This is a genomic window from Sporomusa sp. KB1 (assembly GCF_007830295.1).
Lineage (GTDB): Bacteria > Bacillota > Negativicutes > Sporomusales > Sporomusaceae > Sporomusa.
The window spans coordinates 1,473,104-1,486,340 of record NZ_VLKC01000002.1; the positions used below are offsets into that span (position 1 = coordinate 1,473,104).

13 protein-coding genes are annotated in these 13,237 nt (G+C 48.3%); all 13 read right to left on the bottom strand.

What is annotated here, in order from left to right; translation table 11 throughout:
- Positions 1-5: 5 nt before the first annotated feature.
- The 13 genes from SALPA_RS10510 to SALPA_RS10560 all read right to left on the bottom strand — a co-directional run bounded on the left by SALPA_RS10510 (position 6) and on the right by SALPA_RS10560 (position 13,187).
- Positions 6-1,289 carry an ABC transporter permease gene (locus SALPA_RS10510; RefSeq protein ID WP_145093317.1) on the bottom strand — a complete coding sequence of 428 codons (1,284 nt, stop codon included), beginning with the start codon at positions 1,287-1,289 and terminating at the stop codon, positions 6-8.
- A gap of 15 nt (positions 1,290-1,304) precedes the next feature.
- On the bottom strand, positions 1,305-2,552 hold the full coding sequence (locus SALPA_RS10515; RefSeq protein ID WP_145093320.1) for a DUF2318 domain-containing protein: 1,248 nt from the start codon (positions 2,550-2,552) through the stop codon (positions 1,305-1,307).
- Between the two features lie 96 nt (positions 2,553-2,648).
- A complete protein-coding gene (locus SALPA_RS10520; protein WP_255451137.1) occupies positions 2,649-3,290 on the bottom strand; it encodes an iron transporter in 642 nt (213 codons plus the stop codon).
- Positions 3,291-3,385: 95 nt separating this feature from the next.
- The gene (locus tag SALPA_RS10525; RefSeq protein WP_145093323.1) at positions 3,386-4,576 is read right to left on the bottom strand and encodes an FTR1 family protein; all 1,191 of its coding nucleotides are present in this window, start codon (positions 4,574-4,576) and stop codon (positions 3,386-3,388) included.
- A gap of 166 nt (positions 4,577-4,742) precedes the next feature.
- A complete protein-coding gene (locus tag SALPA_RS10530) occupies positions 4,743-7,304 on the bottom strand; it encodes a heavy metal translocating P-type ATPase (RefSeq protein WP_222427947.1) in 2,562 nt (853 codons plus the stop codon).
- A 20-nt stretch (positions 7,305-7,324) separates the two neighbouring features.
- Positions 7,325-7,693, bottom strand: coding sequence for a helix-turn-helix transcriptional regulator (locus SALPA_RS10535; RefSeq protein WP_145093326.1), 369 nt, complete (start codon positions 7,691-7,693; stop codon positions 7,325-7,327).
- Positions 7,694-7,940: 247 nt separating this feature from the next.
- Complete coding sequence (locus tag SALPA_RS30310) at positions 7,941-8,162, bottom strand: recombinase zinc beta ribbon domain-containing protein (RefSeq protein WP_145093329.1); 222 nt, start codon at positions 8,160-8,162, stop codon at positions 7,941-7,943.
- Positions 8,163-8,168: 6 nt separating this feature from the next.
- Entirely contained in the window at positions 8,169-8,321 is a 153-nt protein-coding gene (locus SALPA_RS28930; protein ID WP_186451017.1) for a hypothetical protein, read from the bottom strand.
- Positions 8,322-8,420: 99 nt separating this feature from the next.
- Positions 8,421-8,663: a hypothetical protein gene (locus tag SALPA_RS31475; RefSeq protein ID WP_255451138.1), complete on the bottom strand. Its 243-nt coding sequence runs from the start codon at positions 8,661-8,663 to the stop codon at positions 8,421-8,423.
- A gap of 118 nt (positions 8,664-8,781) precedes the next feature.
- On the bottom strand, positions 8,782-9,186 hold the full coding sequence (locus tag SALPA_RS31480; protein ID WP_255451139.1) for a transposase: 405 nt from the start codon (positions 9,184-9,186) through the stop codon (positions 8,782-8,784).
- Between the two features lie 142 nt (positions 9,187-9,328).
- On the bottom strand, positions 9,329-10,807 hold the full coding sequence (locus SALPA_RS10550; RefSeq protein ID WP_145093332.1) for an Lsa family ABC-F type ribosomal protection protein: 1,479 nt from the start codon (positions 10,805-10,807) through the stop codon (positions 9,329-9,331).
- A gap of 611 nt (positions 10,808-11,418) precedes the next feature.
- Entirely contained in the window at positions 11,419-12,174 is a 756-nt protein-coding gene (locus SALPA_RS10555) for a glycosyltransferase family 2 protein (RefSeq protein ID WP_145093335.1), read from the bottom strand.
- Positions 12,175-12,731: 557 nt separating this feature from the next.
- Positions 12,732-13,187 carry a hypothetical protein gene (locus SALPA_RS10560; protein WP_145093338.1) on the bottom strand — a complete coding sequence of 152 codons (456 nt, stop codon included), beginning with the start codon at positions 13,185-13,187 and terminating at the stop codon, positions 12,732-12,734.
- Positions 13,188-13,237 lie beyond the last annotated feature (50 nt).

Genomic DNA, 13,237 nt, shown 5'->3' on the forward strand with positions numbered 1-13,237 from the left:
TTCTATCACCTGCCATGAAGTACTTCAGCCGGTCGTAGCGTAAGCAGCATCCGCATAGCCGGCAGGCTGCCCGCCAGCGTCACCAGCGCGACCAACACCATGACCAAAGGGACGACCATGCCCTTGGCCGCCACAGCGGACCCAAACACGCTCCAGCCGATAATCTGGGCAAAACCCAAACCGGCGAAATAGCCGACAAGCCCGCCGCCAGCCCCGGCCAACAAGATTTCCACCAGCACTAAAAGTGCCACCGCGCCGTCGGTCGCCCCCAACGCCTTCAGCAGCCCGATTTCCTTACTGCGTTCCATAACACTGGCGCTCAACAAATTGGAAATGCCCAATGCCGACCCAGCCAGACTGAGAACGGTAATCAGCAGCATCAACAACTGTGTTTTCTGCAAGATTGCTCCTTCTGATTCCGCTACCTGCCGCACCGGTTTAGCGCGAGCTCCATTTATCACTTCCTCGATTTGATATGAAATAGAGCTGACATAAGCGGTACAATACCAGGTTTCCCATTCTTTAAGTGATAGGCTCTTCGGGTCCTGAGCCGCCTTGCGGGCCAGCTCGTTTTCCGGGGTAGTGATGGCGCTTACCTCTACTTTGCTGATTTTCCCGTCCAAGTGCAACGCCTGTTGCACCTTGCGGAGAGGCACAAAAATCTGTTCGTCCTCGTTTCCGCCACTGTTAAATACCCCGGTTACATTGAAACGCTCGGCCTGCTGTCCGCCCGCCAACCGGAGGGCGATTGTATCTCCCGGCCGCAGCCCGAGTTTTGCGGCCAGCAGACTTCCCACCATTGCGCCTTGATTATCGGTGTCCGTAACCCAGCTTCCCTGAACGTCCCACCAGGATTTCAATGCCTTAATGCCCGTAGCGGCCGTATCACCGGTCGGCAACGGGAGCTCGTGGTCAAACCAGGTGCCCACGACCGGGATGGTTTGTCCGTCCGGGCCCACGGCATCAGTGAACAGACTGGGCGCAAAAGTCACAATGTTGTTCGCCCAAAAGATCGTCTTAATTTTGCCCAAATCGGCTTCTTGCAGGTACTGGCCACTCCCTTCGGCTGTCTCCACGCCGTAGAGATCTTTCACTACCGACGTCGCACGGGGCGTAACCGTGATATTGGCCCCGTACGCTTTGAGCTCCCGGTTGACCTTGTCACCAACATCCAGCATCACGTTGAGCATGGCTGTCGTCAGGGAAACTCCCAGCGCAATGGTCAGCGCTACCATGAACAGCCGCCGCCGTTGTCTGGCCAACGCGCCTTGCAGCATCCGCCAAAACATAGTCCTTCCTCCCCGCTAAAATCGTTCTTTTTCCTTTTCCAGGGACGCCACCGATACGATCAGGTTGCCTCCGTCCACCTTATGGGCCAGCGGCACCGGATTGCAACCGCCCGTAAACCCGATGGTCGCCGTATTCATCACCACATCGCACAGCTTGCACACCACCTGGCCTTCGCGTTCGTAATACCCGGTCGGTCCGCAAATATCACAGGCGTCCAATCCCACCCCGTAGGCCGAACCACTTTTCTTAATGATGATAAACCGAACTGGCTTTCCATTGGACGCCGTGTAGACAAAACGGTGCAGATGCCCGTCACCCGCTGTTGTCAGCGGCACCCGGACTTCATCCTGCTCGACCGTCACCGGCACAGCCGGCGACAATTCCACCTTCTGATCCACATAGGCCTTACCCACGCTGGTCAACAGCAAAATACACAGCAAGTTTGTACCAACCACCGCCCCCCAGCGCCGCCGATTGCGTTCGGTGGCACGGATTTTGCGCTGCTTGGCCGGATTGAGGTCCGGACCCACCGCCGCTGACCGCCGGAGTAATAGCGCTACTGATAATACCAAAGTGCTAACCAACAGCGCATAAAAAAACCAATCCAGACCATTAATCAGCGGCACCATGGCCGCCAACAACCACTGCTTCATCGGCACCAGTCCGCGAACCAGCATGACCTGCACCACGCTGACCGTCTGTTGGGCCATCACCGTTAAAAAGCCGGCCGTAGCCACACCAAGCACCGTGACGGGCGGTAAGGGGAACGCTACCCTCAGTACAGCCACCGCCGCCAGTACCGCCAGGCCCATGCCTAGCAAATAGCCGGCGATCTGCAGCCACAGTTCGCTGCTGGCCCAGGTGGTGGCCATTACCAATCCATTAGCTGGCACCAGCAATATATCCGGTCCCCGGTAGAATAGCAGTGCCGCCGGCACGAGAAACGCCACGCCGCTTGGCAGCCAGCCGCCCGTTTGCAACTTCCTCCGCCGATAGCCCAGCCAGCCATAGAGCAGCAACAATACTTCGCCGACCAACGCCACTCCTTGTATCCCCAGCTCGTATAATTCACGATTAATCCATACCGTATACCATTCCATCAGCGCCACAGCCAGTGCGCCTGCGCTGCCAAGCACTACGCCCCGCCAAAACCATTTCGTCACCCTTTCCCCTGGTCGCTGGCCGGTCAGAGCCAAGAACAAAGCCAGGGGAATACAGATTGCTCCCAGATTTTGCAGCACCGGTATCAAGTATTGAAGCATACGCTGCCCCCTTTTCACTTAATTCCCACGATGTGAAAAGGTCCGGGAACGGATTCCCGGACCACTTGTTTTTTCTACCCTTGTTCAGGAATACGATTAAGCGCCCCATTTTCTTGGAATGAAATCAAATTCCCATTTAACTTCCAGCGGCTTAGTCCAAAACCGGCCCGGCACCCCGGTTTCCTTGTCGGTATGCAGCATGAAACCCTGTTTTTCCGGACTTTCGATAATAAACACCACTTCATATTTGCCGGCACCCAGCATTTTTACATTAGCGCCATAGTGGGGTCCGTCTGTGGCATTCATCGGCATAAAATTGCCTTCAATGACTTGCCCGTTATCCAGTTTTTTTAGTTTGTATTTTACTGTCAGATTCGGCACCCAATCCCCTACACCGAAGCCGGTTTTGTTGTCCGCGGTTGCGGAAATATCGGCTTCGAGATGCAAGTCGGCTTTATCGGGCGGCAGGCTCATGCCGGCCGGCTCCATTTGCACTGGCTGGAAGTACACGGCAGCAACCTTCAGCCCCTCCATCTCCTTTTCCTCGCCAATCGGGAACTCCTCAAATCCCTTAGCTTCATGCGGCGCGGCCGCTTTATCAGTCTTGGCATCGGTTTTGGTCTCCGTTTTTGGCGTTTCGCTCGGTTTCGTGGTCTGGCTGCTGCCGCAACCGGACGCAAATACTGCCAAAGCACTAACCAGTACAATCGTTAGGACAAAATACATTTTCTTCTTCACCTATGTAACCTCCCTTTTCTCTTCCACCTTATTGTTTGTAGCATTATCCAGTATAAATACACAATAGCATCAATCAGCTTTCCCTATCGCCAATGTCAAATTCCGGCCGAAAGCTGGCTTTTGTTTTTGCGCCGTTGATATAGTACCCCGCCGATTGCCAGGAGCATCAAGACAAACTGGGGCACCAGCGTCTCCCAAGTAGGATAAATGCCCAATAAGTCGATGGTTCCCACGCCCGGAGCCGGCGTTACGCCCACTACACCGGCCTCCTGCAATTCTTTTACGCCACCGCCGGCAAAGCTGATAGACAAAAGGTACATGAGCACACTGGTGCCCAAAAAGAACGGTTTCAACGGAATTCGCACGCTGCCGAAGCGAATAAGAGCAAAAATGACCACCAGCGCCACGCAGCCTACAGCAAATCCGCCCCAGATCATGCCCTGCTGACCGTCGGCATCAGCAAACAATGCCTGATAAAAAAGTACCGTTTCCGCCCCTTCCCGGTAGACCGCCAGAAATGCGGCCGCCCCCAGAGACCAGGTATTACCACCGCTCAAGGACTCCTGCACCTTGCCCTCAATATAGTTTTGCCAGGCCCGTGTTTCGGCCTTGCCCACCATCCAGTGGCTGACGGAAAACAGCACCACTACTGCCAGCAGCATGGTCGCACCTTCCAGAATTTCCTGATTGGCGCCACTAATGCTGAACAGTTGCTGAAACGCGACGGCGGTTGCAAAACTGGCCAAAATCGCAGCCAGGGAGCTATAGTAGACAATACGGGTTTTCGCGGCGTTACCGGATTTGATCAAATAGGCAATAATTGCACCAATAACCAGAATGGCTTCAAACCCTTCGCGTACCAGAATCAGTAAGGATGCCAGGAAGATCTCCGTCGGATTCTGCTGTTTGCCATCCAGTTGGACCGCATCCTCACGTAACATGACAACCAGATCCTTGACTTCCTTTTCCACTTGGGCCACCGGGGCTTGGTTGGCCATCAGCTTGCGAATTGCGCTGATTTTATATTCCTCGATACTGGCCCGCTTGCCGGAAATATTGGACATGACTGCCCGTTCCATGCCGTCTTTTTCAAACACACCGAAGTAGGCATCGTTCACCAGTTCCCTGGCTTTCTCGTCGTCCCCCTGTTTATACACAGTCAGTGACTGATTCAAGACCTTCTCCATATCGCTGACCACATGCCCCCAGGTCTTGGTTGCCAGGACAGTGTTGGTACTAAAGGCGAACAATAGAGGCACCAGCAAAATCAGCAACCATTTACGCATACTTTCACCTCCTTTCACTGTCCTTATCTTCACAAGAACCAATTTTATATTCAAGGGAATAATAATCATTATCAATTGTTAAGGTAAAAAAAATTGCTCTGCCTGCTTCGCGCAGAACCCAAGGCCCAGCATCGCCCGCGTTGTTAGCGGGCGACGCTGGCAGGTCCTAGTCTTTGGCCTGTACGTTAAGCAGCCGAAGACTGTTTAACGTCACCAGAATAGATGCTCCCATATCGGCCAGGATAGCCAGCCATAATGTCAGCCAGCCGGGAAATACGGCCAGCACGGCAACGGCTTTTATGAAAAGAGAAAAACCAATGTTCTGCCGAATGATGGCTAGCGACTGACGGCTAAGCCGGATAGTAAAGGGCAATTTGGCCAAATCGTCCCCCATCAGGGCAATATCTGCCGTTTCCAAGGCTGTATCCGTACCCGCGCCGCCCATAGCGATACCGACGGTCGACAGCGCCAGCGCCGGTGCATCATTAATGCCATCGCCGGTCATTGCCACTTTGCCGTATTGGGTAAGCAGGGATTCCACCGCCGCTACCTTATCCTGAGGCAGAAGGTCGGCCCGGTAATCATCCACCCCGACCTGTGCCGCCATGGCCTTGGCTGTAGCGGCATTATCACCGGTCAGCATGATGGTATGACGGATACCGACTCGCTTCAGGGCGGCCAAGGCGGCAGCACTGGTCGCCCGCACTTCGTCGGCCACGGCGATCAGGCCGAGAAATGCCGTTTTAGTACCCACAATCATGGCTGTCTTGCCTTGTCCTTGGAGCCGCTCTACCTCCTGGGCCACCGGCGTCAAGGCGATATCCAGCTCGGCAAACAAACGCGGATTGCCGATATAGACCATTTGACCGTCCAGCGTACCTTGCGCCCCCCGGCCAGGCAGCGCCATAAAGTCGTCCACCGGCTTGACTGCTTGGCCTCGCTCTTTTGCCGCTTTGACAATGGCCACCGCCAGCGGATGCTCCGAACGAGCCTCCAGGTCAGCCGCCATAGCCAGCAATTTTTCCGAGGCAAGAGACCCAAGTGGCACCACATCAGTCACTACCGGTTCGCCTTTGGTCAGCGTGCCGGTTTTGTCAAAGGCAATTGCCGTTAAAGCTCCCATTTCTTCCAGATAAATGCCGCCTTTAATCAGCACCCCGTTTTTAGCGGCCGTACTGATGGCACTGACAATCGCCACCGGGGTGGACACTACCAACGCACACGGACAAGCTACTACCAGAAGTGCCAGGGCCCGGTAAATCCAAGGTGCCCAGTCATACCCGAGAAATATGGGTGGAATTATGACCAGTCCAGCTGCCAACGCCAGTACAATCGGAGTATATACAGCCGCAAACTTTTCTACAAAGGCTTGGGACGGCGCGCGCTTGCCCTGCGCCTCCTCCACCATATGAATAATTTTAGCAATCGTTGTATCCTGCACCAGCTTGGTTACCCGAACCTCAAGCGAACCGTGGGTATTGAGCGTCCCGGCATATACCTCTGCGCCAGGCCCTTTCTCCGCCGGCACCGATTCACCGGTGATGGCCGCCTGATTGATTGCCGATTCCCCTTTGGCAATGACGCCGTCCATGGCGATCTTTTCCCCCGGCCGAACAATCATAATATCATTCAGGACAATGTCTTCGACCGACACTTCCTCTTCCATGGCTTCGCGCCGTACCCGGGCCGTCTTGGGAGCAATATCCATCAACTGCCGGATCGAACGGCGGGCTTTTTCCATTGTCCACGCTTCCAGCATTTCCGAAATGGCGTACAGGAAAGCAACCGACGCACCTTCTTCGTATTGGCCGATGGCCAAAGCACCGATGACGGCCACGCTCATCAGTACGCTCATATTGAAATTCATCCGCGGCAAAGCATATGCCGCTTTTTTGAAATTGCCCCAGCCGCCCAGTACCATTGCCACAATATACAGAGGCAGAAAGACTAATGCCGGACCGCCGAATTTTTCTACCCCATAGGCTACCGCCAGACTAACCCCGGACAACGCGGCCCGGCGCAGCTCCCAGTTCACCTTGGGTTTAGATTTCGCTTGATCCGTTACTTCCCTAGCCAGCTCTATCGTATAATTCTCTTCCTGGCCCAGCCGCTGGATGGCTGCCAAATCGGCCGCCCCTTCCACCGTCAATTTGCCTGTCATGGTATTGAGCGACGCCGCTGTTACGCCCGACAGTTCACCCACTGCCTGTTCAAACTTCTGCGCACAATCCAGGCAGGTAATGCCCTCCACCTGGTAAACGGCTGTTTTCTTCGGACTGGTCACGACCGGTGCCACTGTATAATTTTCTTCCTGGCCCAGCCGCTGGATGGCTGCCAGATCGGCCGCCCCTTCCACCGTCAGTTTGCCTGTCATGGTATTGAGCGATGCCGCTGTTACGCCCGGCAGTTCACCCACTGCCTTTTCAAACTTTTGCGCACAATCCAGGCAGGTAATGCCCTCTACCTGGTAAACGGCTGTTTTCTTCGGGCTGGTCACGACCGGTGCCACTGTATAATTTTCTTCCTGGCCCAGCCGCTGGATGGCTGCCAAATCGGCCGTCCCTTCCACCGTCAGCTTGCCGGTCATGGTATTGAGCGACGTCGCTGTTACGCCCGGCAGTTCACCCACTGCCTGTTCAAACTTCTGCGCACAATCCAGGCAGGTAATGCCCTCTATTTTGTAAAATGTCTTGCCTATTGCTTTCCGTTCCTCGGTTAATGTCATCAAGCAGACACCACCTCCAACCTTTATTTCTGCCGAATGTGTTCAACCCCATACTGCAGCAAGGTAGCAACGTTCTGGTCATTTAACGAATACCAAGCCATCGTGCCTTCCTTGCGATATTTAACCAGCCGAGCTCCGCGCAGCAAGCGAAGCTGATGGGAAACCGCCGACTGGCCCATTTGTACCACGGCGGCAATATCACAAACACATAACTCCCGCTTGGACAATGCCTGCAGAATTTTAAACCGGGTTGTATCCCCCAGCAGCCTGAACATATCTGTTATCTGCTGCACCTCGATCTCCGGCACCATCTCAGCTCTAGCCAGACATATCGTTTGGGGATGCTCACATAATTCTTCACATACATCGTTATTACAATCGCACTTTTTCATCACACACCACCTAAGAATATGAATATGTATTCATGTAAAATATAGCTTTTCTTGTCTGTAGTGTCAAGAAAACGGTAGGTGGCTGATGAGAAACACATTGCCTATGAGAAAAATATACTGATCTCTCTCGTTATCACTCTGCTTTCCCTTGAAGAATCGAGCGTACATTATTAATATACAATATGTGAATACCTTTTCATATAGACAATATACTCCTTACGGTGATGGTTGTCAAGAAAATAAATGACTATCTGTGGACATTTAGAAACCATATGTAACCATCAAATGATTGCTGGTCGCCGAGCCAGCTCACAACCCGTACCAGAGCCTCCTGCAGCTTCTCGTCATTGAGCGTCGGCATGCTGCAGGCTTTTTTTCCATCCTCGGTTCGAGTCCGGAATATCCAGATCGGCTTCTTATATTTGCCAGTACCCCAGTGTTTTCTGGTAAACTTTCTTGCTGCATTCACTGCAAATTATTTTCCCGGAAAAAGGATACCTGTTTGTATACCGGCTGCGGACTTTATCCCCCTAAGCTGGCTGCGGCGTTCCATCTCCCGCTGAGCCGCCTGATAGGTCTCCTTAAAAATAATGGCCGGGTGGCTGTTCTCGACAAAGAACTGCGGCACCTGGCCTTCATTTTTACTCGCTTATAGGTGAGAAAATCTACTGTAATTTGACCCGTAGACTCGCGGGGACGGTTCTATTGATGCATTTACTATTTACCTTTACGCCCTGGTAATTACACTCTGACTTATCCCCGTAAGTCTAGCTATTTGACGTGTTGTAATACCCTGTATTTTTTTTATTTCTCTTAGTATTGCATTTCTTTCTGACCTTTTCATTGTTTGTAATTCCTGTGATGTACTCACGTTTGCATTTTTCTGAATAAGCACCCTTACTTCTTCATCTTTTAGCGTTACTTGTTCTTTATACTCCAGACAATCATCATTATCTGATGTCTCGTTCATAAACCGCGCATAATCTTCACGTGCCAGTTCGCTATCTAACGAAAACATCCCTAGGATAAAATTAACGTCGACTATTTGATCGGTATTAATAAATTCACAATAACTACTAAATCGAAAATCATATAAACTTTGTACTAAGCCCAGCTTTTAAAGGATTCTGGTGGATATACCGTAGTACAACCAGTAGATATGCGTCATCTTCTATGACCTCACTTTTAAAGCGGTCTTGAAATAGATGTCCACATCGATCATATTTGCGATTATACCACGATACGTAGCATACACCAATTCTTTTCATAATTGATGCAATCTCTTCTTCACTTTCCTTTATCAGTAAATGGACATGGTTATCCATAAGACAATATCCGTAAACCGTATAGTCGCAAACATTCCTGTAATAACACAAGCATTCTAAAAATTTTAATTTATCCTCATCATCCTCAAAAATTACCTGCCTATTGATGCCTCGTAATATTATATGGTATATTCCACTTTTGCTTTTTAGACGGGCCTGTCTTGCCATGTTTGTCACCTCAGATATATTCTAACACTCTCTCATATCTGAATCAATAGAACCGTCCCCTTGAGTCTTCGAACCGTCCCTTTGAGTCTTTCAACAGCTCCCTTTTATTACTGCTATTTAGCTTTGCTCTTGCTACTTCATCTCAAAGCTCAATGATCTTAGTTGCAATGTTGCGGCAGAACTCACTGTCATGCTCGACAAATAAAATGGTAGGATCATATTCGAGCAGCAGTTCTTCGATTTGCAGTCGCGAGATGACATCAATATAATTAAGCGGTTCATCCCACACATGCAAATGGGCTCTTTCGCACAGGCTGCGCGCAATGAGCACCTTCTTCTTTTGTCCGGCGCTGAAATCGGCCATATCCTTCTCAAATTGCAGCCGCGAAAAATCCAGTTTGCGCAGGTTGGCCTTAAAGATACTTTCATCAATGCCATGCTCCTGGGCATAGTCGCTTAAATTGCCTTTCAGATGAGCGGTATTCTGCGGCACATAGGATATGATCAGCTGGCTGGCTTTCCTCAAGGTGCCGGTATAGGACAGCTCCTCACCGGTCAGCAGTTTGAGCAGGCTCGATTTTCCTGACCCGTTTTTGCCGTATAACGCCACCCGATCTCCCTGCTTGATGGTGAAGCTGACATCCTTGCAAGTCTGCTTCTCTCCATAGAAAATCGAAACCTGCTGCAGCTCCACCAGCCGTCCGGTGTAGAAATCCGCTTGAGCGATTTTCAGCTTATCGGCGCTCTCAATATTCTTGAGCAGCTTGGATTTCTCCTCAATCGCCGTCTGCTGCCGCGTCTCGATGGACTTGGAACGCTGCATCATCTTCGCCGCTTTATGGCCGATATATCCCCTGTCCGGCCGTAAGCCCGAATCCCGTGTGCCAAACTTGGTCTTTTCCACTTGCTCGGACCAGGCAGAAGTACGTTTGGCTGCCGCTTGCAAACGGGCAATGTCTTTATGGAGCTTTTCATTTTCCGCCAATTCAAAGTGGTCCTGCATTTGCTTGTTGGCCCACCAGGAGGAAAAGCTGCCTTTTTGAATCTCAATATTGGTTTTATTAATAGAGAGAATGTGATCAATGCAGTTATCTAAAAACGCCCGGTCATGGGAGACCAGAATAAAGCCACGCTTGCTCTTCAGATAATCACTGACCACTTTTCTTGCTTTCATATCGAGATGATTCGTCGGCTCATCAATCAGCAAGAAGCTATTCTCTTTCAGGAACAAGGCAGCCAGCAGCACTTTGGTCTGCTCACCGTTGGACAGTGTCGCGAAGGGACGGTACAGCACATCCTCGTTTACCTGCAGCAGCGACAGCTCACGCATCACCTGCCACAGCTCGTAATCCGGGTAAACGCTTTCGATGATATCAATCGTATGATTCTCCGGCCCGGTTACCGCAAAAGGGAAATACTCAAAGTTGGTTTTCGCGACAATAGAGCCACGGTATTCGTATTTGCCAAGCAGCAGGTTAAGAAAGGTCGTTTTTCCTCTGCCATTTCTGCCTGCAAAGCCCAGCTTCCAGTCTGTATCGATTTGAAAACTCACGTTTTCAAAGATGTTATCATAACTGCCATCATAACCAAAGGTCAGATTTGTAACGTTTATTAAAGACATGATATACCCTCCTGTATAAAAAGAATGAGCTGCAAGAAAGCAATTCTTGCAGCTCATAAATACAGCAAAGCCAAGCCCCTACCGGGCATGACAAGGATATATTCCGTGAGTGAAAAGAATGTGTCTTTCTTGCATAGGCATAATAAAGCAAGAGGGGGTTTGCCACTCTAATCTATTATGCTCCAAAATTAGCAAGAAAGAATAATCATCTTTTCAACTCCAATCGTTTATTTGCAATTATTATATCATTCCTTATTTAAATATTCAATAAACACAACCTGGAAATACAGCAGTACTTTACCTACTGCGGCTCCTTTTTTCCGCTATTCTTTTGCCTCCTGAACAGCCTTATACGCTAAAGCGGCTTCTCTGGCCTGCATCGCCATCCGGCTGTGAGAAGCCAGCGACCAATGTCATAAAGCTTAACTTACATAATTTTACACGGAACGTTTTTTGTCAATCGGATATTTATTTTTTCTTGAAGGTTCTCTTCGAGGAAAGCTCCTGTCCGGTCGTACGGGGACAAGATTCTTGGTTATGTTACTCATTGCTTTATCAAATAAAATTGTTCGTTTTTTGGATCGTCCTCATAGAAACGTACAGTCATTCACCTACCGTTTTATATCATAATAAAATTCATCTGAACACTTTCGATTTCTACCGTTATGATAGGCAAAAAGTATTTGCGGTTTTATTACGAAGACCCAATCACCAAACATATCAAATTTTCTACTGGAAGTTGTGATATGTGCTTTGGTAATTGTACCGTAGGTTTTCCCCAACGCCTTACCATGTTCCTTTAGACGGAGAGCAAAATCAGCATCTTCTGCCATAATCCGATTTTCGTCAAATCCTTGTATAGCGTCAAAATCTTTTTTAAAACACCACAACAGTCCTAAAGAAATAAATCCATGTTTAATAAATGTTGGTATAGCTGTCAGCAACAAGGCTAATGTTGATGCCATTATCCCTAATGACATCCTCTCTGGTTTCATCATAACCCCGCCACCGATATATTCGCCTGACATAAGATGTTTTTCAATTTCTGTCAGCATTGTATCGCTCATCCAGCTATCCGCATCTATGGTAACTAATATCTCTCCTTTTGCTATCTTTGCTCCAGCATTTCTAATCTTCGAAAGATTTTTAGCGTCTTCCCTTACTATAACGCAGCCATACAATAACGCTATTTCTTCAGTTCGGTCAGTGCATCGATTCAACACTACTATTATTTCAACTCGATCTTTATAAGGTACTGACGCCTTGAGAATAGAATCCAAGCATTTTGTTATATATTTTTCTTCATTATAAGCTGGTATTACAACAGAAAGCTTTACTTTTTTCTCTGTTGCCCCTTGAATTGTCATTGTGTTCCGCCTCTTTCCTTTGAGCATTTTGAATATCATGGAGATAAAATGCCCAACGAGGCAGGAAATACCTTGAGTTCCAAGGCTGGTTTAGAATTAGAAGAATTAATAGTATTAGTAAATATACTAAAAATATAGCATCAGATATTATATAATGTCCCGATAATGAAAAAAAATTATCTGTTAGGTGGTGTAAGCTTTTATCAATAGTTTGTCGGATTAATATCGATATTAGTACAATCGGAAAAAATAAACCTAATAGTTTTCGTAGATCACCAATTCTCATAGGGCCTAATTTACATAAGAAAACTCCAAAGACATATCCTGTAATTCTAATTGGTACTATGATATATATTGCCATTAAGAGGCTTAGAACAAACGTCATATAAGTCTCCTTTTCATATAAACTTTAAGTTCCACTTATATTATAACGCTTTTTGCACGCGAATGGATAATTAAAGCCGCTGATCCTAAACCTATAAATTACGCTTTGTTACATATAATTTTTATTACTCCTTCAAGTTATAAAATGATGAAGATACCTTTATACCTAGACCCTATTTAGGCTCATCAATTGATGTATAATATACTTTCTTATATCTGACACCCCAATCGTTACCTTTAATTTCATTTCCTTGTTCATTTCTTCTTATAAGATACATTTTATATTGATTATTCTCCAAGGCAACACGACATACAATATTATTAGTTGTCCAAGATCCATCAGGTTTTTTTAACGAAACAACAATCGATGATTCTCCCATCGGATTAACATTCTCAGCGCGAAGAATTTTAAGGTTATTTTCATTAAACGAATATCTAACCTCAGTGCCAACTAGCGTAGTCCAATTTCCATAAAGTAATTCTTTTGCCATTTGATAATTGCTTTTTTCAGCATACACAGTTGCTCCAGTAAAAAAACTTGAGAAAAATAAGGCTATCATTAAAGCTACAGCAACTCGTTGCCCCTTCGACCAAATTCTAAATTCCTTTTTAATATAATTTCCCCACATTTTCAACACTCCTTGTTTTTTAATTAATACGTCCTTGTTTTAAAATAATG

Excerpts from the sequence above, each read along its gene's own strand:
- SALPA_RS10555 (WP_145093335.1), bottom strand. The coding sequence starts at position 12,174 with ATGACAATTCAAGGGGCAACAGAGAAAAAAGTAAAGCTTTCTGTTGTA.
- SALPA_RS10560 (WP_145093338.1), bottom strand. The coding sequence starts at position 13,187 with ATGTGGGGAAATTATATTAAAAAGGAATTTAGAATTTGGTCGAAGGGG.
- SALPA_RS31480 (WP_255451139.1), bottom strand. The coding sequence starts at position 9,186 with ATGGCAAGACAGGCCCGTCTAAAAAGCAAAAGTGGAATATACCATATA.
- SALPA_RS10525 (WP_145093323.1), bottom strand. The coding sequence starts at position 4,576 with ATGCGTAAATGGTTGCTGATTTTGCTGGTGCCTCTATTGTTCGCCTTT.
- SALPA_RS10510 (WP_145093317.1), bottom strand. The coding sequence starts at position 1,289 with ATGTTTTGGCGGATGCTGCAAGGCGCGTTGGCCAGACAACGGCGGCGG.
- SALPA_RS10535 (WP_145093326.1), bottom strand. The coding sequence starts at position 7,693 with ATGAAAAAGTGCGATTGTAATAACGATGTATGTGAAGAATTATGTGAG.
- SALPA_RS31475 (WP_255451138.1), bottom strand. The coding sequence starts at position 8,663 with ATGAACGAGACATCAGATAATGATGATTGTCTGGAGTATAAAGAACAA.
- SALPA_RS10515 (WP_145093320.1), bottom strand. The coding sequence starts at position 2,552 with ATGCTTCAATACTTGATACCGGTGCTGCAAAATCTGGGAGCAATCTGT.
- SALPA_RS10550 (WP_145093332.1), bottom strand. The coding sequence starts at position 10,807 with ATGTCTTTAATAAACGTTACAAATCTGACCTTTGGTTATGATGGCAGT.